We start from the raw sequence: 26,627 nt of genomic DNA, 5'->3' as shown, positions 1-26,627 counted from the left end.
TACACGTCTGACAGCAAAACCAACTACCTGGGCCCGAGAATCTTCACCAACTTGTCCGGCGAAGGCGCCCCTTGTTGCTGTTGCAGCTCGCCCTTGTCATCCATGTAGAAAATCGCCGGAGTGGCTTGCAGCTCCAGGTCTTCCATCAATTGCATGTTGGCGGCGAGCTTCGCCTGAATCGCCGGCGGCACGTCCTTCAACGCCTTGAGCGAGCTGCCCTTGCCGGCGGCTTCGTGGTCATGCAGGGCCTTTTGCGGGTCCTTTGCGGCCAGTAGCGCGGCGGATTTGCCCGGGCTGTCTTCGCGGATGATGCCGACCATGATGTGGCGCAACTGGACCTTGCCGGCCTTGACCCAGGGCCGTGCCTGTTCCCAGAACATGTTGCAGTACGGGCAGTTCGGGTCACTGAACAGGTAGATGACGCGTGGCGCATCCTTGTTGCCATCGGCGATCCAGTTACTGGCTTCCATCTTGCCCCAGATTTCCTTGGCCATCGGCGCGTACACCAGTTTTTGCAACGGCGCGCTGCTCAAGTCGTTACCTTCGGCGTCGTACAGGTTGCCCAGCAGCACATGCTTGCCATCGGGTGTCAGGTACAGCGCCATGCCACGGTTCTGGTATTGCGCCGCGTAACCACGCAAGCCATCGGGTGCGTCGAATTGGCCGACGATTTTCGCACCTTTGGCTTCGATCTTCTTGATCGCTTCGGGCAACTCTTCGGCCTGCGCCAACGGCAAGTGCAGCAGGGCGGCACCCAGGGTCAGGGTCAGCAGGTGGCGGAGGCGGGGCATGGCGGTTTCCTTGAAGAGGTGGCAGGTGCGGAGTCGAAGTTTTCCAGGGCGCGGGCCAGGCTGGCTTGCGACAGTTCGCCCAGATGGCTGCCCAACAGGCGACCGTCGGGGCTATAGAACAGCGTCGTCGGCAAGGCCATGGAACCGACGGCCTGGCCCAGGCGACCACCGCCGTCGAACAGCACGTTGGCCAGGCTCAGGCCCTGGGTTTCCAGAAAGGTAGCGACGCTTTGCATGCTTTCGGCCTGATTGACGAATAGAAACGTCAGGTCCGGGCGTTGTTGCTGGGCGTTTTCCAGGACCGGCATTTCCCGACGGCAGGGCGGGCACCAGGTGGCCCACAGGTTGATCACCAGCGGGCCACCCTTGTAGTCGGCCAGTTGCACGGTTTCACCGGCGGCGTTGCGCAGGGTGATTTCCGGCAGGCGCGTGCCTTGCTCATAAAGGCTCAGGGAGAAGCTCGCCAGCAGCCAGAACGCCAGTCCACTGGCCACGCCAAAGCCCAACGGACGGCGCAGGCCGGGGCGACGCCAGCCCCGGTACAGCGTGGCAAGCACCAGCGCGATCACCCCCGGCCAGGCGAGAAAGCCTCCGTCGCGCAGGTCGATCACCTGCCAGGGATCGTTGCGGTAGTGCGCCCAGTAAGCTGCGATGAAACCGACCCGTGCCGCGAGCAAACCGATCAAAAACAGGCTGAACAGTACCGACTCGGGGTTATCGCCACCGCGCCTGGCCACCCGCCAACCGACGAACGTCGCCAGTGCCAATGCACTGATCAGCAGTAGATGGTTGAGCGCGATGGCAAAGGTGCCGAGGGTGAAGGTCAGCATTAACGGGCGTCTCGGGTGGTGGTCCAGCGTTGCAGGAAGGTCTCGGCATCGACCTCGCCGGTGATGCGCTGGCTGCGACGCTCAACGCCGTCGGCACCGACCCACAGCAGGCTCGGTGGTCCCGGCACTTTATAGCGGCCGAGCAGTTCGCGGCTGGCGGCATTGTCGGCGGTCACATCCAGCCGGAGCAAGCGCACATCGCTGAGGGCCTCGAGGACCTTGGCCTTACCGAACACCTGTTTTTCCATGACCTTGCACGACACGCACCAGTCGGCATAGTAGTCCAGCAAAACCCACTGGCCCTGGGCTTGCGCCGCATCGAGTTCCCGCTGTAGCGCGGCCGGGTCTTTGATTGTAGTGAAGGCGTCGTGGCCCGTTGGCATCGCGGCGACAGCCGAACCTGGAGCGCGGAACACCTGCAACGGCTTGAACAGATCATCACTGCCGCCCGCCGCACCGACCATCAACAGGCTGCCCCACAGACCGAGCAGTAAAGAGCTGGCGCCGAACAGATGCGCGATGCGTCCAAAACCGTCCGATTGCTTCCAGGCGCTATAGGCGGCAATCAGCAGCAGCGCACCACACAAGCCAACCCAAAGTGATTCATCCAATACCGGGCGTAGCAACAATAATGCGGTGGCAAGGAACAGGAAGCCGAAGATGCCCTTGACCAGATTCATCCAGGCACCGGGTTTGGGCAGGAAGCGATTGCCGACTGTCACCAGCAACAACAGTGGCACACCAATACCAATACCCAGGGCGAACAGGATCAGCCCGCCATGCAGAGCATTACCGCTTTGTGCGATGTAAAGCAGCGCGCCTGCCAGCGGCGCGGTCATGCACGGGCCAACCAACAGACCGGACAAGGCTCCCAGCACACCCGCGCCGACCAGGCTGCCGCCACGCTGATTTCGCGAGACATTTTCCAGTCGATCACGCACGGCCACCGGCAGTTGCAGCTCGAAGTAGCCGAACATGGGTAACGCCAACAGCACGAAAATCGCGGCGAAACTGCCCAGCAGCCAAGGGTTTTGCAGCAGGGCCTGCAGATTTGCCCCGAGCAACGCCGCCAGGACGCCCATCGCCGCATACACCAGTGCCATGCTGACCACATAACTGCCGGCCAGGGTGAGACCGCGTCTGGGTGTGGCACCACTGCCGACAATCAGCCCGGCCAGAATCGGCAACATTGGCAGTGAGCACGGGGTAAAGGCCAGCAACAAACCGAGGCCGAAGAACACCATGAGGCTCCAGCCCAGCGCCCGCTGTTGCAGACCACTGGCCAGGGCTTGATCCGGTGCTTCGTTCGTCGCGGAAACATCGACGTTACCGCCCAGATCCACGACCTGAGTCTGCGGCGGATAACACAATCCGGCATCGGCGCAGCCCTGGAAACCCACCTTGATCTGCCCGGTGGTACCGGCGGGGACCTTCAGTTCCAGGCCCTGGCGATAGACCTGCTGCTCACCGAAAAACTCGTCGCTGTGGGACTCGCCCTCCGGTAGCACAGGATGCTGCCCGGCAGACAATCCATCGAATTTCAGGCGTTTCTGGTATAGGTAATAGCCGTCGGCAATTTGCCAGAACAACTGGGTTTCACCGGATTCAAGGCGCTCTGAGGTGAAAACGAACGCTTTGCCGACGGGCAGAAAATCGGGCTTGGTTTCAAACGGATTGCCGCCAGCCTGGGCCTGACCCAGGCTGGCAAAGAATACTAATAACAATGAAATAATGTAACGCATCGACAACGCCTTGGGGATGACACATATCGCCCAAGATGATGGCCCGCGATTAACCGGGTGTTAACGCAACCCGTCGATGGCCGCCCCTGGCAATGACTGCCAGACCGGATCAGACAACATCGCTATAGGCCAGCCTGTATTCGGACATCGGAGGATGAGACTTCTTCCATTGTTGCGCGAAGGTTTTCGCGGCGGCTATTTGATCGGTTGTCATCTCCTTGGCAGTCTCCTCAAGGCACTGTTTGGCGGTCGTGTGTCGAGACAGTTCTGCGGTGGTTTCGACAACCAGCCAGATCAAACCATAGCCTTTAACCAGATTTCGGCTGAACCCGTACTCCTTGTCGACGCCGTTATCATCCTCATAGAAACCACAGAGCCCCAGACCATAGTCCAGCACCCCATTGACGTCATTGAGTTCGGCGCGCTTTTCCAGCCATTGACGCCTGAGAGGAAGATTCTGGTTGATCGGAAAGCGGTTGCTGTACCAATGCATGGCCTTTGGGAAACCGGCCTCGGCGGCGTTTCTCAACAGCAAATCGATGGTGGCTCGACGTAGGCGGCTGTCGGCAATGAGCGATTCGTCCTTGTCGTACTTGACCGCAAGAATGTACTGCCCCTCCAGAGAACCGGCATCCGCGGCTTTTCTCAATGCCTCAATGTTCTGGTTCAACTCGTACAACTCAAGCATGGCGTCAGCATTGCCTTTGTCGGCTTCGGTCTGGGCCAGTTCCTTCGCTTTCTTGAGCGAGGCTTCGTCTCCCAGTCGCATCAGGGCGTAAACATGATCCTGAGCGCCAGCGAGTCGATACCAGTTTTTTGCTTCTTCGGTGATGCTGCCTGCCTGACGCCTTATCACCTCGGCCAACGCGTATAGCGACGCACGGTCGCCTGCGGTGGCGCCGATCGTCAGATAGGACTTGGCCTGGCTGAATTCTCCCAGGTTGTACAGGACGATGCCCTTGGTGATCGCTTCTTGGGGCTGATCGGTGATTCGGGTTATCAGTGCGCTCAGGGTGTCACGCAGGTTGAACAGAGTCGTTAAAATACTTAAATGTGAATGCATATTTGCAGCCTCTATCGAGTAGGAATGAATTTGAGTGCAACCCGATACAGGCTATTGAGGAGGAGGGAGATGGGGGCGGTATATATGTATCGCGTGGAATCCTGTAGACGCTCGCGATGATTAACCGCCCCCAAGGACTGGTCGGCTGCGACGTCGTCGCGATATTCAGTCGCGCAACAGCCCGGGCCAGGACACGTCGTCAATTTTGACTGGGCCTGTCTCGGCTCGGTTATTGCCCATGTCGTATCTGATGTATTCGTTGTTGGTCAGGAAAATATAATAATAACGATTGAACATGGGACGGTCGTTCTGTACTGCACCAATAATCCGATGTTTGTAACGTTCCAGTCCTGGATGATTGCTGTTTGTAATCGACGCATGTCTAATGGTTTTTAATTTGTGGCTTACGGCTTCGGGTTTAAAGTCAAGGCGCAGGAATGTGCCGTCATTCAAAAAGAAGTGGAACAAAAAGGAATTGTCGGGTGAACCCCACCACGTGCCGGCAACGATACGATCGAAGTAGGGGGTTAGCTGGTGCCATTTTGAGTCTTCTACACGGTGTACGCTAATGACCTTGTCCCTGTCTTGATCGAATCGACAGACTGTGGGCCTGCCATCTGCGTAATAAAAAAGCCACAAAACATCCAGGTCCATTTCACTCATGCTGGCCCCGGTTTCTATTTTTGAATTATGTGCGGTCGTCGTGAAGCCAAAGCGCAGGTCTTTTGCATGGGAATGAAAATCTCCCCAGGTCTTGGCATTGATGTCGAAGGGGTATCCAGCTTCGACGGTATTATCAGCGAGGTCGAATCGAGAGTATTTGTTAATATCCTTGAAGAAGAAATAAATCTTGTCTTTGCCCGCACGCCAGTCGACAGCAACAAAATTTTTAAGTGTTGGCATGGTTTTCTTCCTTTCAGTGAACTGAGTGCTTCAAGCCCGTTTAAGAGGTTTTATCATTAGGTAAGTGTTTAACTATATTTGGCAGTGGCCTTGAGTTGTGGGTTGAAACTACTATGAAATAAATGTGTTGTATTCTGGGTTTTGTTTATAGTTGTTTCGAAATCCAATGAACTTAAAGGCGATGTTGTTATGTTGCGGTAGTTATTGGTACGGAAAGTTGAGTGGGTACCACAACCGCTGTACAGCGGTGTCGGTACACCGTCGGATTTGAGCTTCTCCCGAGCCGTATTCATCGACATAATCCGGACTTAATGCCGGTTTGTTTGACTCGTGTTTTTTATGGAGGCCCCCATGCACGTACTGGTTTGCGAAGACGATGAGTTGATCGCCAGCGGCATCGTCGCCGGCCTGACCGCCCAGGGCCTGACCGTGGAGCACGTGGCCACGGCGTCCGCGGCACGGGCGATGCTCAAGGTGGCGGAGTTCGACGTGATGGTGCTCGATCTCGGCTTGCCCGACGAGGATGGCCTGAAGCTGCTGCAGCAGTTGCGCCACAACGGTCTGGAACTGCCGGTGCTGATCCTCACGGCCCGGGACTCGGTCACCGACCGTGTCGACGGTTTGCAGGCCGGCGCCGATGACTACCTGCTCAAACCTTTCGACCTGCGCGAATTGGCCGCGCGCCTGCACACCCTGTTGCGACGGGTGGCGGGGCGCAGCGTCAACCTGATCGAACACGGTGCCTTGACTTACGACCCGAGCAGTCGCGAAACCACGCTGGCCGGCCAGCCGGTGGATCTCTCGCGCCGCGAGCAATCGTTGTTGCAGGCCCTGCTGCACAACCGTGGTCGCGTGCTGTCCACCGAGCAACTCAAGGACAGCGTCTATGGCTTCAACGACGAGCTTGAGAGCAACGCCCTCAACGTCCATATCCATCACCTGCGGCGCAAACTCGGCAATGGTATCGTCGAGACGGTGCGCGGCCTGGGGTATCGCCTGGGGCCGGCCGATGGTGGAGAACAATCGAAGTGATGAGTCTGCGTTTGCGCCTGAGCCTGACGCTCGGCGCCGCGTTTGCGCTGATCTGGGCGCTGGCGGCGGCGTGGATGCTCAGCGATCTGCGCAATCAAATGATGTTTTCCCTCGACCAGCGCCTGGTGGCTTCGGCGCGGATGGTCGCCGGGTTGATGGAGCAATTGCCGCCGGTGCCGAGCAAGGGCGAGGGCACGCATTTCAGTGCCGAACAGCTTAATATTCCCGGGGGCATGGCCTGTCAGGTCAGCTCATTGCGCGGGGAAATCCTCGCCCGCAGTCACAGCGATCCGGGACAAACCCTGGAAGCCGAAAAACTGGGCTTCCACGATCAAATGATCGACGGCGCGCCATGGCGCAGTTTCACCCTGGCCAGGGGCGATCTGCGCATTACCACGGCCGATCGGCAGATCGAGCGGGAGGCGTTGAACATGTCGATCCTGTTGGCCGCGTCGGTGCCGGTGGGCGTGGCCTTGCTTGGTTGCCTGTGCCTGCTCTGGCTGGGGATCGGCCAGGGGCTGGCGCCGCTCAACCGCATGCGCGATGCCTTGATGCGTCGCAGCGCCGACTCCCTGGAACCCTTGCAGGTCCAGCCATTGCCCAGTGAGCTGCAACCATTGCTCGATACGCAGAACCAGTTGCTCCAGCGAATCGGCAAGACCATCGAGCGCGAACGCCGGCTGACCGGTGACGCCGCCCACGAATTGCGCAGCCCGCTGACGGCGATCAAGACTCACCTGCAAGTGGCGCGCATGACCGAGGGGGCGGCCCGGGATCAATCCCTGGCCCGGGCCGAGGAGGGCGCCGACCGTCTGCACCGGACACTCGAACAATTGCTGTTGCTGGCGCGGGTCGAGGGCAGCCTGTCGTTTGACGATGGTGTGCAATGCAGCGCCGAACAAGTGGCGAAACTGGCGATTCAAGACACCGCCGGCGGCGATCGCCAGCGCATCAGGTTCGAGGTACCGGCCAGACTCTCCCACGCGCCGGTGCAAATGCCCGCGGTGCTGTCGATTGCCGCGCTACGCAATCTGCTGGACAACGCCCTGCGCCATACGCCCGGCGACGGCTCGGTGGAACTGAGCCTGCAAACCACTGGCAACCGTGTGCAGTTCGTGGTGCGCGACCACGGGCCGGGCATTGCAGAAGACGATCTGCAGCATTTGACCCAGCGCTTCTGGCGTAACGGCCAGAGTACCGGTTGCGGCCTCGGCCTGGCGATTGTCCAGGCCATTGTCCAGCGCTGCGGCTGTACCCTGTATTTCGACAGCCGGCCGGATGGACTGCGGGTTGAGCTGACCATGCCGTTGCAGCCAGCCTAAGAAACACCACAACACCCCTTGTGGGAGCGAGCCTGCTCGCGAAGACGGCAGCACATCCAGCATTGATGTGACTGACAGAACGCTTTCGCGAGCAGGCTCGCTCCCACAGTTGGTGTTGTGTTGCACATCAAATGTAACTTCTCTGCATTGGCCGCCCGGGCCTCGCAAGGCTATCGTTCCTCGCACTCAACGGATTGAGGTAACAGCGCCATGGAAGATCCGATTCGCACCTGCAAGGCAACTCCAGCCGACGCCGGCATCATCAGCCGCATCATCGAGCGCTCCATTCGCGTCGGTTGCGCCCGCGATCACCGCAACCATCCGCAAACCGTTGCCACCTGGACCCACAACAAGACCATCGAACACATCCAGCCCTGGCTCACCGACCCGCGGCTGTACTTGAACATCGCCCTGTTGCAGGACAAACCGGTTGGCGTCGCCATGGCCTCGATCAGCGGCAAGGTGGCGTTCTGTTACGTGCAACCGGAATGGTTTCGCCGGGGCGCCGGGCAAGCACTGGTGCAGGACCTCGAAGGCTGGCTGATCAATCAGGGCCTGCGCCAGGCGCGACTCAACAGCACCCGCACCAGCGAAGCGTTCTACCGGCATCTGGGCTATCAGCCCTGTGCCCGGGCCTTCATGGTCTCAGGGCTCCAGGCCATTCCCATGCACAAGGGCCTGATCTCTGTTTCATCGAAAGGCTAAATCCTTGAGCCGCGATTGAGGTCTGACTGCCGACACATTTGTCGAATGTACTAACGTCATCGCAGGCAAGCCCGCTCCTACAGATCCGAGTCGCACGCTCATTTTGCGACCGGCATGATGTCTGTGGGAGCGGGCTTGCCCGCGATGACGGCCGATCAGTCGACGAAGAATTCAGCCCTGCTGAAACAGCTCCTTCGCCCGCTGTTCGATCTGTTCCTGAGTCAGATCCTCCTTGCGCGTGGCCAGGAACCACAGATGGCCATAGGGATCCTTCAAGGTGCCGGAACGGTCGCCATAGAACTGATCCTTGACCTCCGACACCACGATGCCGCCGGCGGCAATCGCCTGTTTATAAGACTTGTCGACATCGGTCACATACAGATGCAGGCCCACGGACGGCGACTGGCTAGGATTGCTCAACGGCCCTTGATCGCACGGCGTGCCGAGCATGATCGGGCAGTCGCCGATGCGCAGTTCGGCGTGACCGACGCGGCCATCGGGCATGGCCAGGCGCATGACTTCGATGGCATTGAAGGCTTTTTTGTAGAAGTCGATGGCTTCAGCGGCTTTTTGAATGCCCAGGTACGGGGTGATGCTGTGATAACCCTCTGGAATAGGTTTGACGCTCATGATGGTTCTCCCTGAAGTTGTTGTGAATCCGCTGCCTTTGAGCAGGACAAACAAGTGTAGGAGCTGCTGAAGGCGGCGATCTCTTGATTTTGACTTTCAGCATGTTTCAAGTTCACAAAAAAATCGCAGCGATCGCTAACAACGCCACTGTTCAGCCATCAACAGTGAAGCAACAGACTGTCCGGCCTCATCATCCTTAAACCTCCCAAGGGCCCTTTAAACGCCCGTAAACATTGACCCGCGCGGTCAGGCACAGAAGCTGCAATGACTCAGTCATCACTGGTATCGAGAGTCCTGTATGTCTGCCTATTCCGAATCTGCCGTTTATCCGATCAACCCGCCGGCCGCCCACCGGATCGTCGACGAAGCTGAAGCCCTGCGGGTAGCCGAGCGTGTCGCCGCGATCCTGCTGGAGCAGGACGCCGAGCGTGACCGAACCCGACAGGTACCCGCCGAAGTCGTCGATCTGTATTCCAACAGTGGCCTGTGGGGGATCACCGTGCCGAAGGCATTCGGCGGCGCGCAGGTGTCCTATGCCGTGCTGGCGCAGGTCATCGCGATCATCTCGGCGGCCGATCCGTCCCTGGGACAAATTCCGCAAAACCACTACTGCCTATTGGAAGACATCCGCCTGCAGGGCACACCGGAGCAACAGGCGCATTTCTTCGCGTTGGCGCTGCAAGGTCACCGGTTTGCCAATGCCTTGTCGGAAACCGGCGGCAAGAATGTACAGGACATCCAGGCGACAGTCCGTCGCTACGGCGACGGTTATGTGATCAACGGGCGCAAGGGATATTGCACCGGTTCGCTCTACGCCCACTGGCTGGCGGTGCTGGCGCTGGATGAAGAGCAAAAGGGCCAGTTGGCCTTCGTCGAGCGCGGTACCCAGGGGCTGGTGGTCGTCGACGACTGGGACAGCATCGGCCAGCGCACCACCTCCAGCGGCACGGTGCTGGCCGAGGATCTGCACGTCCCGGCATTCAACCTGTTCCCGACTTATCGTTCCTATGAGAGCCCGACCCTGGCCGGCCCGTTCGCCCAGTTGACGACGGCCGCCATCGACGCCGGCATCGCCCGTGCCGCCCTGCGCGACACCATCGCGTTCGTCCGGCAGTCAGCCCGGCCATGGATCGATGCGGGCGTGGACAAGGCCAGCGAAGACCCGCTGACCATCATTCAGGTCGGAGGCCTGGAGATTCGCCTGGAGGCTGCCGAAGCCTTGCTGGAGCGCGCTGGTCAAGCGCTGGATGCGGCGCGCCCGGCACCGGATGAAGACAATGTTGCCCATGCCTCGCTGGCGGTGGCCAAGGCCAAGGTGCTGACCACCGAAATTGCCATCGAAGCCACCAACAAGTTGTTCGAGCTCGGCGGTACCCGTTCGACCTTGAAGAAGCACAACTTCGACCGTCACTGGCGCAACGCACGGGTGCATACCCTGCATGACCCGGTGCGCTGGAAGTACCACGTGGTCGGCAACTGGCTGCTCAACGGTGTGAAACCGCCACGCCACGATTGGTCGTGACCATGGCCGAACTGTTCAAAAACATTTACTGGGCGGACATCGGCCAGGCCTGCCTCGACACCCTGAGCATGCTCGGCGCGGCCCTCGGTTTTACCGTGCTGCTGGGGCTGCCGCTGGGAGTGCTGCTGTTCCTCACCGGCAAGCGCCAATTGCATGAAGCCGCTGGTATTTACCGGGTGCTGTCGGTGATCGTGAACATGCTGCGTTCGCTGCCGTTCATCATTTTGCTGATCGTGCTGATTCCCCTGACTACCTTGCTGGTGGGCACCTCGCTGGGTGTGCCGGGGACCATTCCGCCGTTGGTGGTGGGGTGCACGCCGTTTTTCGCACGACTGGTGGAAACCGCGTTGCGGGAAGTCGACCGCGGCGTGGTGGAAGCGACCCAGGCCATGGGCGCCAATACCTGGCAGATCATCCGCCACACCTTGTTGCCTGAAGCCAGGGGAGGGCTGTTGGCGGCGGTCACGGTGACCGCGATCGTGCTGGTCGATTACACGGCGATGGCCGGGGTGATAGGTGGTGGTGGTCTTGGCGATCTGGCGATCCGCTATGGCTATCAGCGATTCCAGACGGACGTGATGGTGGTCACCGTGGTGCTGCTGTTGATCCTGGTCCAGGCCCTGCAAATGAGTGGCGACCGTCTGGTGGCGCGTTACAGCCGGCGATAAGCATTCGATTCCTTCTGTTTAATAGAAACAAAAAACCGGCCCCACGTCCGCCCCACGACGGCCACTTGAAATATGCCTAGGAGCACAGCATGAAAAAGACCCTGGCCATTCTGGCTGCCCTCGTCTCGTTGAGCGTTCACGCCAATGAAAAACTCACCGTCGGCGCTACGCCGGTTCCCCACGCGGAAATCCTCGAGTTCGTCAAACCGGCCCTGGCCAAGGAAGGCGTGGACCTGGACATCAAGGTGTTCACCGACTTCATCCAGCCGAACCAGCAACTGGCGCTGAAGAATCTCGACGCCAACTATTACCAGTACCGGCCGTTCCTCGATGATTACAACAAGACCCGCCATACCGATCTGGTGCCGGTGGTCGGTGTGCACATCGAGCCGTTCGGGGCTTATTCGACCAAGATCAAAAACATCTCCGAGCTCAAGGACGGCGCCACCGTGTCGATCCCCAACGATCCGGTGAACACCGGGCGCGCGCTGGTGCTGCTGCACGAAGCCGGGCTGATCAAACTCAAGGACCCGAGCAATACCCTGGCAACCCAACGGGACATCGCCGAAAACCCCAAGCACCTGAAAATCCGTGAGCTGGAAGGTGCATTGCTGGCACGTTCAGTGAGCCAGGTGGACCTGGCGTTCGTGTTTGCCAATTACGCGCTGGAAGCGGGGATCGACACCAACAGTGCGTTGATCGTCGAGAAGGGCAAGAGCCTGTATATCGAGTTCCTGGTGGCCCGGCCAGACAACATCAACGACCCGGGCCTGCAGAAACTGGCCAAGGCGTTGAACTCCGATGACGTGCGCCAGTTCATTCTGACGCGCTACAAAGGGCAGATTGCGCCAGGGTTCTGATTTTTCGTTGGCCCTTAGGATGCCGTCGCTGGCAAGCCAGCTCCCACAGGATTGGTGTTGTTCACAAACCCTGTGGGAGCGGGCTTGCCCGCGAAGGCCGCACCGCTGATTCTGGATTTGCCTCCAATTCCAGAAGCTGCGCTGGTGACTCAGATCGACAGCTGCATCAAGCGCTCGCCCTGCACGTTTTCCGTGGGCCGGCGCTTGTTCACCGCCAGTTCGCCGATCTTGATCAGGCGCGTGCGGGTCACGTTGCGGCTCAGGCCCAGCAACGCGGCGGTGTGCACCTGGTTGTAGTGGCTGAATCGGTAGGCGGCGCGCAACAGGGCGTCTTCGACTTTTTCGTGCAGCGCACCCGCCTGTTCTTCGAAGAGCTTTTGGAAAGCACGATCCAGCAGCGCCTGGGCAGAGTCATCGACCTGCGCCTGGTGGTCATCCTGACGCTCGATACGCATGTTCGACAGGCGCAGGTCGTCGCGTTCGATCACGCCGTTGCGGCAAATCAGCAGGGTGTGGTGAATGACGTTTTCCAGTTCGCGAATGTTGCCCGGCCAACTGTAGCCGCGCAGTTTCAGTTCAGCCTCTTTGCTGATGGTGATACTGCCGTAGCCCAGGCGCTGGCTGTAGGCGTCGATGAAGTGGCGGGTCAGCGGCAAGATGTCGCCGGGACGATCGCGCAGTGGACTCAACTCCAGGCTGACCACATCGAGCCGGTAATACAGGTCTTCGCGAAAATGCCCAGCGTTGATGGCTTTTTCCAGTTGCACGTTGGTCGCTGCCAGCACTCGCACATTGATGGGAATGCTCTTGCGCGAACCCAGGCGCACTACTTCGCGCTCCTGCAGTACGCGCAACAACTTGACCTGGATCGCCATCGGCAAATCACCGATTTCATCGAGGAACAGCGTGCCGCCGTCAGCCTCTTCGAACCAGCCGGCCTTGGCGCTCAATGCGCCGGTAAACGCGCCTTTTTCATGGCCGAACAGCTCGGCCTCGACCAGGGATTCGGAGAACGCGCCGCAGTTCACCGCCACGAATGGCCGGTTGCGCCGGGCGCTTAGGTTGTGGATGTGCCGCGCCACCAGCTCTTTGCCGGTGCCGGTTTCGCCAATGATCAGCACGCTGGCTTCACTCGGCGCGACTTGTTGCAGGTGCGCGAGCAAGGCCTGGGATTTCGGGTCTTCGAACACCTGCGCGGTGGCGCGGATCGATGTCGCCAGAGCGGGCGAGGGCGGTAAGGTCAGCAGTTGCATAAGGCACGCTCCAATGAGGGCAGGCTAGGAATAGAAAGTCGGAATCGGCAAGGCCTGGTTCAGCGCCCAGTCACCCAGTTCGTGAATCTTGTAGTCCACCGGGTCATGCAGGGTCTGGGTGCGCAGGTTGCGCCAGTAACGGTCCAGGCGCAGAGAGGCGTGGGTCGAACGCGCGCCGGTCACTTCGAACAAGCGGCTACACAACTCCAGGCCATGGCGGGTCGCGGCGACCTTGGCCGTGGCGATGGCCGTGGCCAGATGTCCGCGCTCTTCAGCACTCAGATCCGGACCTTTGGCCCAGGCCTGGTCGAGCCGTTCGGCGGCGCGCTCCACCAGCAACCGGACACCTTCGAGCGCCACCCAGAACTCGCCGAAGTGGCCGAGTACATAAGGGTCCTGACGCACATCCCGAACCGTGGATTTGTGCCACGGACGGGTCTCGGTCAGCGTGTATTGCCGCGCTTCTTCGAAGGCGCCTTCGGCGATGCCGAGAAACAGGTGGGTGAACGTGAGCTGGGCGATCAGCGGGCGAAGGCAGGCGAACGGCGTACTCAGCGGCCCCGGATCAAGCAACAGTTCCGATTCCTCGACGCGCACCCGTTCGAACGTGGCGCTGCCGCTGTCGGTCTGGCGCTGGCCCATGTTGTTCCAGTCGTTGTGCAAGGTGATGCCGCTGCGACCGCTGGGAATGGCGGCGATCAACAGCTTTCCGCCAGCGCTTTCATCCACCGCCGAGGCAATGAGCATTTGCGAATCGCTGGCGCCGGAGCAGAAGCTCTTCTTTCCGGAAAACTCACGCCAACCACCGAGGTTTTTCACCACGGTGCGGGTGTCCAGCGGATTGAGGGCGTTGCCCCAGAACCAGTTCTGGCGGGCGGTCTGTTCGAACCATGGCTGCCATTGTTCGGGGCGGGCGAACAGGCGCACGGTAGCGAGCATCAGGTGATGGAAACCGAAGACATGGGCAATCGAACTGTCGACCTTGGCGAACTCGCGCACGACGTTCAGGGTTTCACTCCAGTGGGCGCCAAGACCACCGAACCGGGTGGGAATACTTAACGCCAGCAGGCCGCTTTGACGCAGGGCGTCACGCTCGGCCTTGGGCGTACCGCCACGCTCGTCGCGCTCGACGGCAGTCAAGGCAAACCCGGCGGCCAATTGGCGGGCGGTTTGCAGCGGGGATATCAGGGCGCTGTGCGGCTTGGCAGTCACGCGGGTTTCCTCAGTGAAATCGACACAGACTCCCTGTGGGAGCGAGCCTGCTCGCGAAAGCGTTCTGTCAGTCACATCATTGCTGGATGTGCTGCCGTCTTCGCGAGCAGGCTCGCTCCTACAGGGATTGCAGGGTCAGGCAGTGGCTTTGGCCGGGAGCACATCATTGGCAATCATTTCGCCAAACGGCCCGGTGAGGTTGGTGACGCCCCGCCCGGCAAGGCTGGCGTACGGTTCCGGCAGCAGCGGAAACACCAGTTCGGCAAAGCGATACGCTTCTTCGAGGTGCGGGTAGCCGGAGAAGATGAAACTCTCGATCCCGAGGTCCGCATACTCCTTGATGCGTGCCGCCACTTGCTGTGGGTCGCCCACCAGCGCCGTCCCGGCGCCACCGCGTACCAGGCCGACACCGGCCCACAAATTCGGCGAGATCTCCAGGTTGTCGCGACGCCCGTCATGCAGGGCGGCCATGCGCCGCTGGCCTTCGGAATCGAAACGCGAGAATGACTTCTGCGCGGCGGCGATGGTTTCGTCGCTGATGTGTTCGATCAGTTTGTCCGCGGCTTTCCACGCCTCTTCGGCGCTATCGCGAACGATCACATGCAGGCGAATGCCGAACTTCACCGTGCGCCCGTGACGGGCGGCCCGCTCACGAACATCGGCGAGTTTTTGCGCCACGGCGGCCGGTGGTTCGCCCCAAGTCAGGTAGACATCGACCTGCTCGGCGGCCAGGTCATGAGCAGCATCGGACGAACCGCCGAAATACAGCGGTGGATAGGGTTTCTGCACCGGCGGATACAACGCCTTGGCGTTCTGCACCCGCAGGTGTTTGCCCTCGAAATCCACTGACTCACCTTGCAACACCCGGCGCCAGATCTTCAAAAATTCGTCGGTCACTTCGTAGCGTTCGCTGTGATCGAGGAAGCTGCCGTCACCGCGGTTTTCATCGGGATCGCCGCCGGTCACCACATTGATCAGCAAGCGGCCGTTGGACAGGCGGTCCAGGGTGGCGGCCATGCGCGCCGATACGGTCGGCGAAATGATTCCCGGGCGGATCGCTACCAGATAACGCAGGCGTTCGGTCAGTGGCACCAGCGCCGAAGCGATCACCCACGAATCCTCGCAGGAACGCCCGGTGGGAATCAGCACGCCGTGGTAACCCAGGCTGTCGGCGGCCTGGGCCACTTGTTTCAGGTAGTTGAGGGTGACCGGGCGCGCACCCTGGGTGGTGCCCAGGTAATGGCCATCGCCGTGGGTGGGCAGAAACCAGAAAACATCCATGAAGAAGTCCTTAAGCGATTTTCAGCAGAGGGTCGGGATAGGCACTGAACAAGGGAGCGGCGCGTTCTGCAGCCAATCGAATGCGGGCCTTCAAGGGCTCACTGGTTATTTGGTAATTGGAAAAATCGGCTTCGGTGGCATACACGCCAATCGGCAAAGTCAGCGCCTGGAAGAAACTGAACAGCGGCCGCAACTGATGATCGAGCACCAGTGCATGTCGTTCGCTGCCACCAGTGGCAGCCAGCAACACCGGGGTGTTGATCAGTGCATTCAGATCGATCAGGTCGAACAGGTGCTTGAGCAGGCCAGGGTAGGAACCGCGATACACCGGTGCGGCGACAATCAGCAGATCGGCACTTTCAATCGCCTGCAGCTCAGCTTCGATTTGCGCACTCACTTCCTGACGGGATAGCGCCGCGCCCAGTGGCCGGGCGATATCGCCCAGTTCGATCAGCGTGCTCTCGATCGGCAGATGCCCGGCCAATTGCGCCAACAACGCTTGAGTCAGCACCAGGGTGCGGGAGGGGCGCCAGGTACCGCCGGAAACGGCAACGACTTTCAATGGACGCGACATGATCAGTTCCTTTTTAAACAGTTGCTGGGGAAGCAGTGAGTCATCACTGGGCTTCTCCCCCTTGAGCAAGAGCTGTACCAATCCCTCGAAGCCAGGTTTTACGGGGCCTGCAGCGCGTTGATCAGTCCACACTGTTGAAAATTCAGGGTTGTTTGTTGAATGACTGTTGCGTGGCGAACAGTTGTGAGAGCAACAGTTCATCAGCGGATGCACTCGTTATAAAGCTTCGTTTTTATTCCGTAAAAGAAGTTTATTTAATATTTATATTTCCTTATGGAATATAAGGTGCTGAATGGCGAGCCAATTAGAAAAACGCGATAACGACTATCGAGAGCGTTGATTTCTGCCCGTTCGAAGGCGCGAGTAGCCTGTGTTCATTGCCCCGAACCCAGTTTGCCAGGATGCTCGACATGAAAACCCTCATCACCACTTTCCTGATGCTGACCCTCTCCGTTCTCGCCGGATGTGCCAGTCATGTTTCCCCGGAACTGCGCCCCTACACCGCTGAAGAAACCCGGGAGCTGGCGCTGGAGGCGTTGAATCGCCGTGGTTTGTCCTTCGACGAGTACCATGCGAAGAAGGCCGAATTGCTCGGTGAGCCGCGCAAGACTTTTGGCTTCGACAAACAGGGCGAAATGAATGCCGAGCGAACTGTACAGCTGCACGGTCGCCCAAGCTGATCAAGAACTGTACTGCTCGAACTTTCACCTAACTGTCCGTGGGTTTCCCCCGAGGTGTGCGATAGGGTCAATACCTGACCGACCCTGACGGACTGCCACCCATGACACTCTCGCTCGATCTGCTGATGGGCTTTGCGCTATTTGCCCTTGTCACCTCGATCACGCCCGGCCCGAACAACACGATGTTGCTGGCATCCGGCGTGAACTTCGGCTTCAACCGCACCATTCCCCATATGCTTGGCATCACCTGCGGCTTCTTCGTGCTGGTTGTGGCGGTCGGTTTCGGCCTGGGCGCGGTATTCCAGACTTACCCTGTGCTCTATACGGTGCTGCGCTACGTCGGCGCGGCGTACTTGCTGTATCTGGCGTGGAAAATCGCCCATTCCGGGCCGGTCTCGGACAGCGAGAACGGTGAGGCCAAACCGATCAGCTACCTCGGCGCCGCTGCGTTCCAGTGGGTCAACCCCAAGGCCTGGATCATGGCCATCGGCGCCATTACCACTTACACACCAATGCAGGGTTACTTCACCAATGTGATCGTGATTGCCGCGGTGTTCGCGGTGATCAACCTGCCGAGCGTCGGTGTCTGGGCGGCATGCGGCACGCTGTTGCGCAACGTGCTGAAGGACCGACGCTGGTTGCGTCTGTTCAATTGGGGCATGGCCGCGCTGCTGGTGGCATCGCTGTATCCGATATTGCTCGAAAGCTTTAGCTGACGCATTGCTTCAACCGGTTGCCCGATGCCTGTTAAGCTGGCTTTTCAGGAGCGTTCCTACGCACTTTTAAATGAAGTTGTACTTCTTTAACGGCATCCGATCAGGTATTGGTAACGTTCTGAACCCGGACGCAGCTTACGAGGCTGCGTCTCGACGTTTTCAGTCACGAGCTTCCTGATCCCGGAACACGCTCTGCGAGTCTTTTATGAATAAACGTCCGCTGTATTTCGACTACGCCGCCACCACGCCGGTGGATGAGCGGGTCATCAAGGTCATGGTCGAGTGTCTGGGGTTCAACGGCAATTTCGGCAACCCGGCCTCCAGCTCCCACGCGTTCGGCCAGCAGGCCCGGCAATCGGTCGAACAGGCGCGGCGCCAGGTCGCCGAACTGGTCGGCGCGCAACCTGAGCAGATCGTCTGGACCTCCGGCGCCACCGAATCCAACAACCTCGCCCTCAAGGGTGTCGCCCAGGCGCGGGGCATTGCCGGCGGCCACATCATCACCAGCCAGATCGAACACAAGGCAATCCTCGATACCGCGAAGCAGTTGCAGGACGCCGGCATCGCGGTGACGTTCCTGGTGCCGGACGCCGATGGCCTGATCACCGCGCAAGCCGTCAGCGAAGCCATGCGCGAGGACACCTTCCTGGTCTCGCTGATGCTGGTCAACAACGAGCTGGGCACCGTCAACGACATCCCGGCCATCGGCCAGGTGGTGCGCAATCGCGGTGCGCTGTTCCATGTCGACGCGGCCCAGGGCGCAGGTAAAGTGGCAATCGACCTGGCCGAATGGCCGGTGGACCTGATGTCGTTTTCGGCGCACAAACTCTATGGCCCCAAGGGCATTGGCGCCCTGTATGTCGGCCCGCGGACGCAACAGCGCTTGCTGGCACAGATCCACGGCGGCGGGCACGAGGGCGGATTGCGCTCCGGCACCCTGGCGACTCATCAGATTGTCGCGATGGGCGAAGCTTTCGCACTGGCAGCCGCTTCGTTCGATGAAGAAAAGGCCTTGATCGTGGGTTTGCGTGAGCGCTTGCTCAAGCAATTGCTCGGTATTGCGGGTGTGCGACTCAACGGCAGCCCGACCCAACGCATCCCGCACACCCTGAGCCTGACCTTCAGTGAAGGTGAGTTCAATTCGACGGCCTTGCTGGCCTCGATCGCGTTTTCGGCGACCTCGGCCTGCAATTCTGCAAGCAATGCGCCGTCCCATGTGCTGCTGGCACTGGGGCATGACGCTCGCGCGGCGAGTCGCACCATTCGCTTGAGCCTGGGACGTTTCACCACCGAGCAGGATATCGATCAAGCGGCACAACTGATTAAAGCGGCCTGCGCCAGTGCTCCGGCATTCTGGCAATAGGGCGATTGGTACCGGCACTGATCGGCACCGACACAACAACACAATAATGATGAGTGGTTAGCAGGAGTTACGATGAATACGCAGTCTTCAATCGATGGGTCTGTGCCCCAGCGCCTGGCGCAAACCCGCGAGCTGATGAGCCGGGAGGGCATTCACGCGCTTCTGGTGCCGTCGGCCGACCCGCACCTGTCCGAATACCTGCCGGGCTATTGGCAAGGGCGCCAGTGGTTGTCCGGTTTCCATGGTTCTGTCGGCACCCTGATCGTGACCCCGGACTTTGCCGGGGTCTGGGCCGACAGCCGTTATTGGGAACAGGCGACCAAGGAGCTAAAGGGCAGCGGCATCGAACTGGTCAAGCTGCAACCGGGGCAACCGAGTCCTCTGGACTGGCTGGCTGAGCAAACCCCTGAAGGCGGCGTGGTCGCGGTCGATGGTGCAGTCATGGCCGTGGCCTCGGCGCGCACCCTGGGCAGCAAACTCCAGGAGCGTGGCGCACGCCTGCGCACCGACATCGATCTGTTGAACGAAGTCTGGAAAAATCGCCCGATTCTGCCGAACGAGCCGATCTATCAGCACTTGCCACCGCAAGCCACCGTCAGCCGCGGCGAAAAACTCGCCAAGCTGCGTGAATCCTTGCAGGCCAAGGGTGCCGACTGGCACTTCATCGCCACCCTCGATGACATCGCCTGGCTGTTCAACCTGCGTGGCGGCGATGTGTCGTTTAACCCGGTCTTCGTTTCCTTCGCTTTGATCAGCCAGCAACAGGCAACGCTGTTCGTGGCGCTGAGCAAGGTCGATGCGGAGCTGCGCGCGGTCCTGGAACAGGACGGCGTGACCCTGCGCGATTACAGCGAAGTGGCTGATGCACTGCGCGCCGTGCCGAGCGGTGCGAAGCTGCTGGTCGATCCGGCACGTGTGACGGCGGGGCTGCTCGATAACCTCGACAGCGGCGTGAAGCTGATCGAGGGTCACAACCCGACCACCCTGGCCAAATCGCAGAAAAGCCTGGCCGATGCCGAGCACATCCGTCAGGCCATGGAGCAGGACGGGGCGGCGCTCTGTGAGTTTTTCACCTGGCTCGATTCGGCGCTGGGCCGTGAGCACATCACCGAACTGACCATCGACGAGAAACTCACCGCCGCACGTGAACGTCGTCCGGGTTACGTTTCGTTGAGCTTCAACACCATTGCCGCGTTCAACGCCAACGGCGCCATGCCGCATTACCACGCCACTGAAGAAGAGCACGCGGTGATCGAGGGCGACGGTCTGTTGCTGATCGACTCCGGTGGCCAGTATCTGGGCGGAACGACCGATATCACGCGAATGGTAGCGGTGGGAACGCCGACCGCCGAGCAGAAGCGCGATTGCACCCGCGTACTCAAGGGCGTGATTGCCTTGTCTCGTGCGCAGTTTCCCAAAGGCATTCTGTCGCCACTGCTCGATGCCATCGCCCGCGCGCCGATCTGGGCCGAAAGCGTCGACTATGGTCACGGCACCGGTCACGGCGTGGGTTACTTCCTCAATGTTCACGAAGGTCCGCAAGTCATCGCCTATCAAGCCGCGCCTGCACCGCAAACCGCGATGCAACCGGGCATGATCACTTCCATCGAACCAGGCACCTACCGTCCGGGTCGTTGGGGTGTGCGCATCGAGAACCTGGCGATGAACCGTGAAGCAGGCAGCAGTGAATTCGGCGAGTTCCTGAAATTCGAAACCCTGACGCTGTGCCCGATCGACACCCGTTGCCTGGAACCGTCGTTGCTGAGCGAGGAAGAAAAGCAGTGGTTCAACGCTTATCACGCCGAAGTGCGTGAGCGCCTGAGTCCGTTGCTCGACGGTGCGGCCCTTGAGTGGTTGAACACACGCACTGCGGCTATTTAATCGGCTGTAGCTCCGGCGCTGATTCCAGCGCCTGGCTCATGTAGTCGACAAAGGCTTTGACCCTGGCGGATTGGCGACGATTCGCCGGGGACACGGCATGTATCGGCAACGACTGCGCGGTGTATTCCTGCAATATTGCCGTCACTCTCCCGGCTTTCAGATCCTCGCTGAACAGCCATACCGGCGACAACGCGATCCCCAAACCTCCAAGCACCATCTCGCGAATCGCTTCGGAATTGTTGCTTTGCGCATTGCCCTTGATCCGCACTTCGTAGCGCTGGGTATCTTTCTCATAAATCCAAAGATTCTGACTGGTCAGTAAATTGAACAGCAGGCAGTTGTGTCTGCTGAGTTCCTCGGGCGTTTGCGGCAGGCCGTGTTGAACCAGGTAATCCGGCGTTGCGACAGTCACTCGGTGAGTGATGCCGATATGGCGGGCGATCAGACCGCTGTCGTTCAGCGCGCCAATCCTGAATGTGACATCCAGACCTTCGCTGACCAGATCCTGATTCTGATCGCTCAGTTGCAAGTCAATCTGAACTTCGGGATGACGCCTGAGAAATTCCGGCAGGCGCGTAGCAATCTGCAAGCGCCCGAAACTGACCGAGGAGCCAATTCTCAGTGGCCCGGCGATGATTTCCCGGCCGGACTGAAAGCTGTTCTCGGCGGCGTCCACCGCTGCGAGGATTTGTCGGCATTCGTTGTAGTAACGCTGCCCTTCATCAGTCAGGGAAAGCCGTCGGGTACTGCGGGCGAGCAGCTTTCCCCCCAGCTGTGATTCCAGCGCTCGCAGCACTTTGCTGATGGTCGGCTGGCTGGTCTGCAGCTCCCGGGCGACGGCGGAAAAACTGCCGCGTTCGACGACTCGCACGAAAGTAGCCATTGCATTGAGCTTATCCACAGGGGGCCTCATTCATGCCAAAGGGGCATGCTTACTATAGCTATATAGCGTCTTATCGGCATGAGCGCGTGGGAGGAAGATCAGTCCTACAACCACCTCTGACGGAAATAGGCGAAATGACTGACTCACTGCAAATGCGCGCACTGATTGTTGACTCGGCTAACGCGCCACTACGCTTGGCTTCCATACAGCGGCCTGTACCTGGCGCTGGACAGGTATTGATACGGATAGTGGCCAGTGGGGTGAATCCATTGGACGGCAAGATTCGTTCGGGTCAAGCCGCTCATGCACGGCAGCCGCTGCCGGCGGTGTTGGGCATGGATCTGGCGGGAGTCGTGGAGGCGTCGGGAGAAGGCGTCAGTGGCTGGGTGCTGGGCGAGGAGGTCTACGCCATGGCGACGGGGATTGGTGGGGTTCAGGGTTCGTTGGCTGAGTACGCGGTGGTCGATGCACGGCTGCTGGCGCGAAAACCGGGCAATCTGAGCATGCGTGAAGCGGCCGGGTTGCCGTTGGTGATCATCACGGCATGGGAAGGGTTGGTCGACCGGGCTCGGGTAAGGGTGGGGCACAAAGTGTTGATTCACGGCGGGGCGGGTGGTGTAGGGCATGTCGCTGTACAAATCGCTCGTGCATTTGGTGCAGAGGTATTCGCTACCGGCTCTGCGCGGCAGCAGGGGATCATAGAAGCATTGGGCGCGACCTTTATCGATTACCGCAACGCTTCAGTCGACGATTATGTGGCTGAGCACACGGCCGGGGAGGGCTTCGATATTGTCTATGACACTGTGGGAGGCGAAACCCTGGATGCGTCCTTCAAGGCTGTGCGGATGTATCACGGTCATGTGGTGAGTTGTCTGGGCTGGGGGCAACACAGTCTCGCGCCGCTGTCGTTTCGCGGGGCGAGTTATTCCGGGGTGTTCACCTTGTTGCCGTTGTTGACGGGCCAGGGGCGTGAGCGTCATGGTGAAATTTTGCGCGAGGCGGCGCGTCTGATCGAGGCGGGCAAGCTCACACCCATTATCGATCCGCGCCGTTTCACTCTGCACACTGCCGAGGCCGCCCATGGGCTGCTCCTGTCGGGAGCGGCGCAGGGGCGGTTGGTCATCGAGATTTAACTCAGGGCTTCGCGGACGAATTCCAGTCGGTCCTGGCCGAAAAACAGCTGGCCACTGACAAACATGCTCGGGGCACCGAATACACCGCGTTGCACTGCTTTCTCGGTGTTGTCCTTGAGCACGGCCTTGACGTCCTCATCGGCTGTCAGGGCCAGCACTTCGTTGGGATCGAAACCGTTTTGACTCAGTACAGTGGCAACGGTTGCCGGTTCATTGAGGTTGTGGCCTTCAACCCACAGCGCTTTGAATAGGCAATCGATGAATGCCGCGAAACGTTCAGGATGGCGTAGCTGCATGCCGGTGACGGCGCGCATGAGCATCAGCGTGTTAATCGGGAAATGCGGATTGAACTTCAACGGCACGCCATAGCGTTTCGCATATCGGTCGAGATCCTGAAACATATAGCGCCCCTTGGCCGGAATGGCCGCCGGGGTGGCATTGCCGGTGGCTTTGAACACGCCACCGAGCAAGATCGGAACGTAGATCAACTGGCTGTCGGTTTGCTCACAGATTTTCGGTAGCTGGGTGTATGCCAGGTACGTAGCGGGGCTGCCCAGATCGAACAGGAATTCCACGGTTTTGCTCATGGTCGATGCACTCTGCTTATTGTTGTGGGGGAGGGCTTACCAGCGTTCGCTCCAGGGGCGCAGGTCCAGCTCGAAGGTCCAGGCGTCGCGGGGCTGGCTGTGCAGGTACCAGTAATTCTCGGCAATGTGGTCGGGATTGAGAATGCCGTCCTGGTCCTTGGTCGCGTATTTTTCAGGGAAGCTTTCGCGGATGAAATCGGTGTCGATGGCGCCGTCGACGATGATGTGCGCAACGTGAATGTTCATCGGCCCGAGTTCACGGGCCATGCTTTGCGCCAGCGCGCGGATCCCGTGCTTGGCGCCCGCGAATGCGGCAAAACCGGCGGCACCGCGCATGCCGGCGGTGGCACCGGTAAACAGGATCGTACCCCGTTGTCGCTGGGCCATGCGCTTGGCCACTTCACGGGCATTGAGAAACCCTGAGAAACAGGCCATTTCCCAAATCTTGAAATACTTGCGGGCAGTTTCTTCAAGAATGCTGCAAGGCACGTTGGCGCCGATGTTGAACACGAACGCTTCAATGGGGCCAATCTCGCTTTCGATCTGCTCGACCAGTGCCACTACGTCTTCTTCCTTGCGGGCATCGCAGGCAAAACCGTGGGCCTCACCGCCAGAGGCCTTGATGGAATCCACCAACGGCTGAAGCTTATCCGCGCTGCGCCGGGTGACACAGGCGACAAATCCTCCCTGCGCAAAACGTTTGGCGATGGCGCCACCCGTGGCATCACCTGCGCCGACGACCAGTACGACCTTCTTGTTATTCATGGATAGATCCCTTTGGTAAACGATCGTTAACTAAACGAACGTTATGCTACGATTCGATCAGCGTCAAGACGATCATCTCTGAGGGAAGGGCATGCGTTACTCAGCCAATCACAAGCTGGAAACAAGGGAAAAACTGCTGCAGAGCAGTGCGGTGTCTGCCAAGGCGTCCGGCTTTTCCACCGTGGGTGTCGACGGCCTGATGAAAGCCATCGGCTTGAGTGGAGGCGCTTTTTACAGCCACTTTTCGTCGAAGGACGAGTTGTTCGCTTCAATAGTCGAACATGAGTTGCGCCAGAGTATGGAGCGTTTGGGGGCTGATCAGGATCGCGACAAGCTTGAGCGTTGCCTGAAGCACTACCTCAGCATGTCCCATGTGGATCATCCGGAAACCGGCTGTGCATTGCCGGCATTGGGCGCCGAGATTGCCCGTTCCGATGTGATGATCCGACAGCAGGCGGAGCACTGGATTTGTCGACTTCAGGAGAGTTGGGCGCAGGTGCTGGAGAGCGATAGCCTGGCCTGGGCCATCCTGTCGCAATGTATTGGTGCGTTGGTGGTGGCGCGGATGCTCGCCACGCCGGAGCTTCAGCGTACGGTGTTGAAGTCGAGTTACACAGAGATCGGCCGTCAGATCGCTGGTTCGAGAGCCTGACGGCGAGGTATCGGTTTTCTATTTGCAGATGACAATCATGCTGCGGCTGGTATACCCGGCGGGGTTGAGGCCGAACGGATAGTCCCCGGGTTCTTCCACGGCATCCCCTGATTTGGCGATGACCTTGTATCCCTTGGGGGCACACGAGTTGGCAGCGCTGGCGTAGCACTTGTCCCAAGAAGAAGACAGTCCTGAACAGTTGATGTGCAGCCCCTTCCTGCCGTGTTTTATTTGCGTTTTCGAAGTCGCCGCGCAGCCCGCAACTGCAAGTACGGCGATCAGTATCAAAATTCGTTTCATTGCTGTCCTTGGTGCGTTTCCGGATCTGGGGCCCGGTCTGGCAAAATTCGCTTTTGCATGAAGCGTTCTGATATCCCTGTCCTGAAATATCCATGTCTGGCACTGGGTTGCGGACCTAAACATGGCCTAAACGGGCGGCAAATACCAGCGTCTCGTCAAATCTTGCGCTAATCCGCCGCAACTGCGGGCTTGACGGTACTCCCCATGGTCATGGTGGCGCCGACGGATGCCAGAATGATGCACAGGATGGCCATCCACTGTGAAAGGGAGAGGTATTCATGAAGGAACAGCAAGCCTGACAGCGCACCGAATGCGGGTTCAATGCTCATCAATGTGCCAAAGGTCCTGGCTGGCATGCGTGTCAGGGCGACCATTTCCAGCGTATAGGGAAGGGCTGTGGACAATAGAGCGACCCCGATGGCCACCGGGATCAATGATGGCGTCAGCAGGGCCGCACCCGCATGAACGATACCGATGGGGGCTACGAACAGGGCGGCGATCATTACGCCCAGCGCAGCAGTCTGCACGCCATTGTCAGCGCCAGCCTTTTGACCGAAAAGAATGTACAGCGCCCAGCAGACTCCAGCGCCCAATGCGTACCCGGCGCCTAACAGATCGATGCCCGCGGTCGTTGCACCGGTCGGTATCAGCAGCAACAATCCGACCGCCGCGAGGGCGATCCAGAGAAAGTCGATTGCCCTGCGTGAAGCGTAGATGGCTACGGCCAATGGACCGGTGAACTCCAGTGCTACCGCAATTCCCAGGGGAACTGTGCGCAAGGACATATAGAAGAGGAAATTCATGCCGCCCAGCGCCATACCGTAAACGATGACAGTGCGCAGGGACTTGGCAGTGAGCTTCGCTCGCCATGGGCGCAGGAGTAGCAACATGATGACGCTGGCAAAGATCAGGCGAAGGGTTGTGGTCCCCTGAGCGCCGATGACAGGGAACATGCTTTTAGCCAGGGAGGCTCCGGACTGGATCGATGCCATGGCTATTAAAAGCAGGCCTACCGAAAACAAGGTCGAGGCAAGGCTGCGAGGCTGATCGTTCATTGAGTGGCATCGTCCGAAGTAGGGAGCTGGGTACTGTCTTGTATTGGGCAATATACTGCGCAATCGTGGCTGGCTAGTCTATATATAAGCGGCGAATTTGTACGTGCTGATAGAAAAACCAAATCAGGACTTGACGGCAGATTCTGGAAGCCTATAATTCGCCCCACTTCCGGCGCAGTCGAAACGGAAAACTCCTTGGTAAACAATGAGTTACGCAGTTTTTC

Annotated in this window: 28 protein-coding genes; 12 read left to right on the top strand and 16 right to left on the bottom strand. The window is 59.5% G+C overall.

Annotated elements, in window-relative coordinates; genetic code table 11:
* Window positions 1–23 precede the first annotated feature (23 nt).
* From dsbG to BJ917_RS29410, 5 genes are all read right to left on the bottom strand, one after another.
* On the bottom strand, window positions 24–791 hold the full coding sequence (dsbG, locus tag BJ917_RS29430) for a thiol:disulfide interchange protein DsbG (protein ID WP_096509822.1): 768 nt from the start codon (window positions 789–791) through the stop codon (window positions 24–26).
* Complete coding sequence (locus BJ917_RS29425) at window positions 767–1,621, bottom strand: TlpA disulfide reductase family protein (RefSeq protein WP_121105831.1); 855 nt, start codon at window positions 1,619–1,621, stop codon at window positions 767–769. The genes dsbG and BJ917_RS29425 overlap by 25 nt, the downstream gene beginning before the upstream one ends.
* Window positions 1,621–3,363, bottom strand: coding sequence for a protein-disulfide reductase DsbD (gene dsbD, locus BJ917_RS29420; protein WP_177435623.1), 1,743 nt, complete (start codon window positions 3,361–3,363; stop codon window positions 1,621–1,623). Before dsbD ends, BJ917_RS29425 begins: the two co-directional genes overlap by 1 nt.
* A 109-nt stretch (window positions 3,364–3,472) precedes the next feature.
* Window positions 3,473–4,426 carry a tetratricopeptide repeat protein gene (locus BJ917_RS29415; RefSeq protein ID WP_121105830.1) on the bottom strand — a complete coding sequence of 318 codons (954 nt, stop codon included), beginning with the start codon at window positions 4,424–4,426 and terminating at the stop codon, window positions 3,473–3,475.
* Between the two features lie 165 nt (window positions 4,427–4,591).
* Window positions 4,592–5,329: a hypothetical protein gene (locus tag BJ917_RS29410; RefSeq protein ID WP_096509826.1), complete on the bottom strand. Its 738-nt coding sequence runs from the start codon at window positions 5,327–5,329 to the stop codon at window positions 4,592–4,594.
* 351 nt (window positions 5,330–5,680) lie between these two features.
* Here BJ917_RS29410 and BJ917_RS29405 point away from each other — a divergent pair, with 351 nt between their 5' ends.
* The 3 genes from BJ917_RS29405 to BJ917_RS29395 all read left to right on the top strand — a co-directional run bounded on the left by BJ917_RS29405 (window position 5,681) and on the right by BJ917_RS29395 (window position 8,388).
* Complete coding sequence (locus tag BJ917_RS29405; protein ID WP_095196723.1) at window positions 5,681–6,361, top strand: response regulator; 681 nt, start codon at window positions 5,681–5,683, stop codon at window positions 6,359–6,361.
* Window positions 6,358–7,683, top strand: a complete 1,326-nt coding sequence (locus BJ917_RS29400; protein ID WP_121105828.1) for an ATP-binding protein — start codon at window positions 6,358–6,360, stop codon at window positions 7,681–7,683. The genes BJ917_RS29405 and BJ917_RS29400 overlap by 4 nt, the downstream gene beginning before the upstream one ends.
* A gap of 210 nt (window positions 7,684–7,893) precedes the next feature.
* A complete protein-coding gene (locus BJ917_RS29395; protein WP_121105826.1) occupies window positions 7,894–8,388 on the top strand; it encodes a GNAT family N-acetyltransferase in 495 nt (164 codons plus the stop codon).
* Between the two features lie 171 nt (window positions 8,389–8,559).
* Here BJ917_RS29395 and BJ917_RS29390 read toward each other — a convergent pair whose 3' ends face one another.
* The gene (locus BJ917_RS29390; RefSeq protein ID WP_121105824.1) at window positions 8,560–9,018 is read right to left on the bottom strand and encodes a VOC family protein; all 459 of its coding nucleotides are present in this window, start codon (window positions 9,016–9,018) and stop codon (window positions 8,560–8,562) included.
* 298 nt (window positions 9,019–9,316) lie between these two features.
* Here BJ917_RS29390 and BJ917_RS29385 point away from each other — a divergent pair, with 298 nt between their 5' ends.
* The 3 genes from BJ917_RS29385 (at window position 9,317) to BJ917_RS29375 (ending at window position 12,068) form a co-directional block, all read left to right on the top strand.
* Complete coding sequence (locus tag BJ917_RS29385) at window positions 9,317–10,540, top strand: SfnB family sulfur acquisition oxidoreductase (protein ID WP_121105822.1); 1,224 nt, start codon at window positions 9,317–9,319, stop codon at window positions 10,538–10,540.
* 2 nt (window positions 10,541–10,542) lie between these two features.
* Entirely contained in the window at window positions 10,543–11,208 is a 666-nt protein-coding gene (locus BJ917_RS29380; RefSeq protein WP_121105820.1) for a methionine ABC transporter permease, read from the top strand.
* 89 nt (window positions 11,209–11,297) lie between these two features.
* The gene (locus BJ917_RS29375) at window positions 11,298–12,068 is read left to right on the top strand and encodes a MetQ/NlpA family ABC transporter substrate-binding protein (RefSeq protein WP_121105818.1); all 771 of its coding nucleotides are present in this window, start codon (window positions 11,298–11,300) and stop codon (window positions 12,066–12,068) included.
* Window positions 12,069–12,217: 149 nt separating this feature from the next.
* Here the strand turns inward: BJ917_RS29375 and BJ917_RS29370 are convergent, their stop codons facing one another.
* From BJ917_RS29370 to msuE, 4 genes are all read right to left on the bottom strand, one after another.
* Window positions 12,218–13,321: a sigma-54-dependent Fis family transcriptional regulator gene (locus BJ917_RS29370; RefSeq protein WP_096509833.1), complete on the bottom strand. Its 1,104-nt coding sequence runs from the start codon at window positions 13,319–13,321 to the stop codon at window positions 12,218–12,220.
* A 24-nt stretch (window positions 13,322–13,345) separates the two neighbouring features.
* The gene (locus BJ917_RS29365; RefSeq protein ID WP_096509834.1) at window positions 13,346–14,533 is read right to left on the bottom strand and encodes an acyl-CoA dehydrogenase family protein; all 1,188 of its coding nucleotides are present in this window, start codon (window positions 14,531–14,533) and stop codon (window positions 13,346–13,348) included.
* Window positions 14,534–14,668: 135 nt separating this feature from the next.
* On the bottom strand, window positions 14,669–15,814 hold the full coding sequence (gene ssuD / locus BJ917_RS29360; RefSeq protein ID WP_121105816.1) for an FMNH2-dependent alkanesulfonate monooxygenase: 1,146 nt from the start codon (window positions 15,812–15,814) through the stop codon (window positions 14,669–14,671).
* Window positions 15,815–15,824: 10 nt separating this feature from the next.
* Window positions 15,825–16,388: an FMN reductase gene (gene msuE, locus BJ917_RS29355; protein WP_096509836.1), complete on the bottom strand. Its 564-nt coding sequence runs from the start codon at window positions 16,386–16,388 to the stop codon at window positions 15,825–15,827.
* Window positions 16,389–16,798: 410 nt separating this feature from the next.
* Here msuE and BJ917_RS29350 point away from each other — a divergent pair, with 410 nt between their 5' ends.
* The 4 genes from BJ917_RS29350 to BJ917_RS29335 all read left to right on the top strand — a co-directional run bounded on the left by BJ917_RS29350 (window position 16,799) and on the right by BJ917_RS29335 (window position 21,028).
* Window positions 16,799–17,068, top strand: coding sequence for a hypothetical protein (locus BJ917_RS29350; protein ID WP_096509837.1), 270 nt, complete (start codon window positions 16,799–16,801; stop codon window positions 17,066–17,068).
* 101 nt (window positions 17,069–17,169) lie between these two features.
* Window positions 17,170–17,784, top strand: coding sequence for a LysE family translocator (locus BJ917_RS29345; RefSeq protein ID WP_096509838.1), 615 nt, complete (start codon window positions 17,170–17,172; stop codon window positions 17,782–17,784).
* A gap of 205 nt (window positions 17,785–17,989) precedes the next feature.
* A complete protein-coding gene (locus tag BJ917_RS29340; protein ID WP_121105814.1) occupies window positions 17,990–19,147 on the top strand; it encodes an aminotransferase class V-fold PLP-dependent enzyme in 1,158 nt (385 codons plus the stop codon).
* Window positions 19,148–19,219: 72 nt separating this feature from the next.
* Window positions 19,220–21,028 (top strand): aminopeptidase P family protein, encoded by a 1,809-nt coding sequence (locus BJ917_RS29335; protein ID WP_121105812.1) that lies wholly within the window; start codon window positions 19,220–19,222, stop codon window positions 21,026–21,028.
* On the opposite strand, the gene BJ917_RS29330 is transcribed toward BJ917_RS29335, so the two are convergent.
* Window positions 21,021–21,941, bottom strand: coding sequence for a LysR family transcriptional regulator (locus BJ917_RS29330; RefSeq protein WP_177435622.1), 921 nt, complete (start codon window positions 21,939–21,941; stop codon window positions 21,021–21,023). The two genes, BJ917_RS29335 and BJ917_RS29330, sit on opposite strands and share 8 nt — an antisense overlap.
* A gap of 104 nt (window positions 21,942–22,045) precedes the next feature.
* Between BJ917_RS29330 and BJ917_RS29325 the strand changes: the two genes are divergently transcribed.
* Window positions 22,046–23,044 carry a zinc-dependent alcohol dehydrogenase family protein gene (locus tag BJ917_RS29325; protein WP_121105808.1) on the top strand — a complete coding sequence of 333 codons (999 nt, stop codon included), beginning with the start codon at window positions 22,046–22,048 and terminating at the stop codon, window positions 23,042–23,044.
* Here the strand turns inward: BJ917_RS29325 and BJ917_RS29320 are convergent.
* Window positions 23,041–23,631 (bottom strand): 2-hydroxychromene-2-carboxylate isomerase, encoded by a 591-nt coding sequence (locus tag BJ917_RS29320; RefSeq protein WP_096509843.1) that lies wholly within the window; start codon window positions 23,629–23,631, stop codon window positions 23,041–23,043. The genes BJ917_RS29325 and BJ917_RS29320 overlap by 4 nt on opposite strands.
* A 36-nt stretch (window positions 23,632–23,667) precedes the next feature.
* Window positions 23,668–24,396 carry an SDR family oxidoreductase gene (locus BJ917_RS29315; RefSeq protein ID WP_096509844.1) on the bottom strand — a complete coding sequence of 243 codons (729 nt, stop codon included), beginning with the start codon at window positions 24,394–24,396 and terminating at the stop codon, window positions 23,668–23,670.
* 91 nt (window positions 24,397–24,487) lie between these two features.
* Here BJ917_RS29315 and BJ917_RS29310 point away from each other — a divergent pair, with 91 nt between their 5' ends.
* Window positions 24,488–25,048 (top strand): TetR/AcrR family transcriptional regulator, encoded by a 561-nt coding sequence (locus BJ917_RS29310; RefSeq protein WP_121105806.1) that lies wholly within the window; start codon window positions 24,488–24,490, stop codon window positions 25,046–25,048.
* Between the two features lie 18 nt (window positions 25,049–25,066).
* On the opposite strand, the gene BJ917_RS29305 is transcribed toward BJ917_RS29310, so the two are convergent.
* The 3 genes from BJ917_RS29305 to BJ917_RS32075 form a co-directional block, all read right to left on the bottom strand.
* Window positions 25,067–25,348, bottom strand: coding sequence for a hypothetical protein (locus BJ917_RS29305; RefSeq protein WP_121105804.1), 282 nt, complete (start codon window positions 25,346–25,348; stop codon window positions 25,067–25,069).
* Between the two features lie 167 nt (window positions 25,349–25,515).
* A complete protein-coding gene (gene rhtA, locus BJ917_RS29300) occupies window positions 25,516–26,403 on the bottom strand; it encodes a threonine/homoserine exporter RhtA (protein WP_096509847.1) in 888 nt (295 codons plus the stop codon).
* The coding region (locus tag BJ917_RS32075; protein WP_218570213.1) for a hypothetical protein at window positions 26,400–26,627 on the bottom strand (228 nt) is incomplete at its 5' end. The genes BJ917_RS32075 and rhtA, both read right to left, overlap by 4 nt.

Source organism: Pseudomonas sp. WPR_5_2, from assembly GCF_003634475.1.
In the GTDB taxonomy this organism is placed as follows: Bacteria; Pseudomonadota; Gammaproteobacteria; order Pseudomonadales; family Pseudomonadaceae; genus Aquipseudomonas; species Aquipseudomonas izuensis.
Note: the sequence above shows the minus strand (reverse complement) of the source record. Positions and strands in the feature narration are given on the sequence as shown.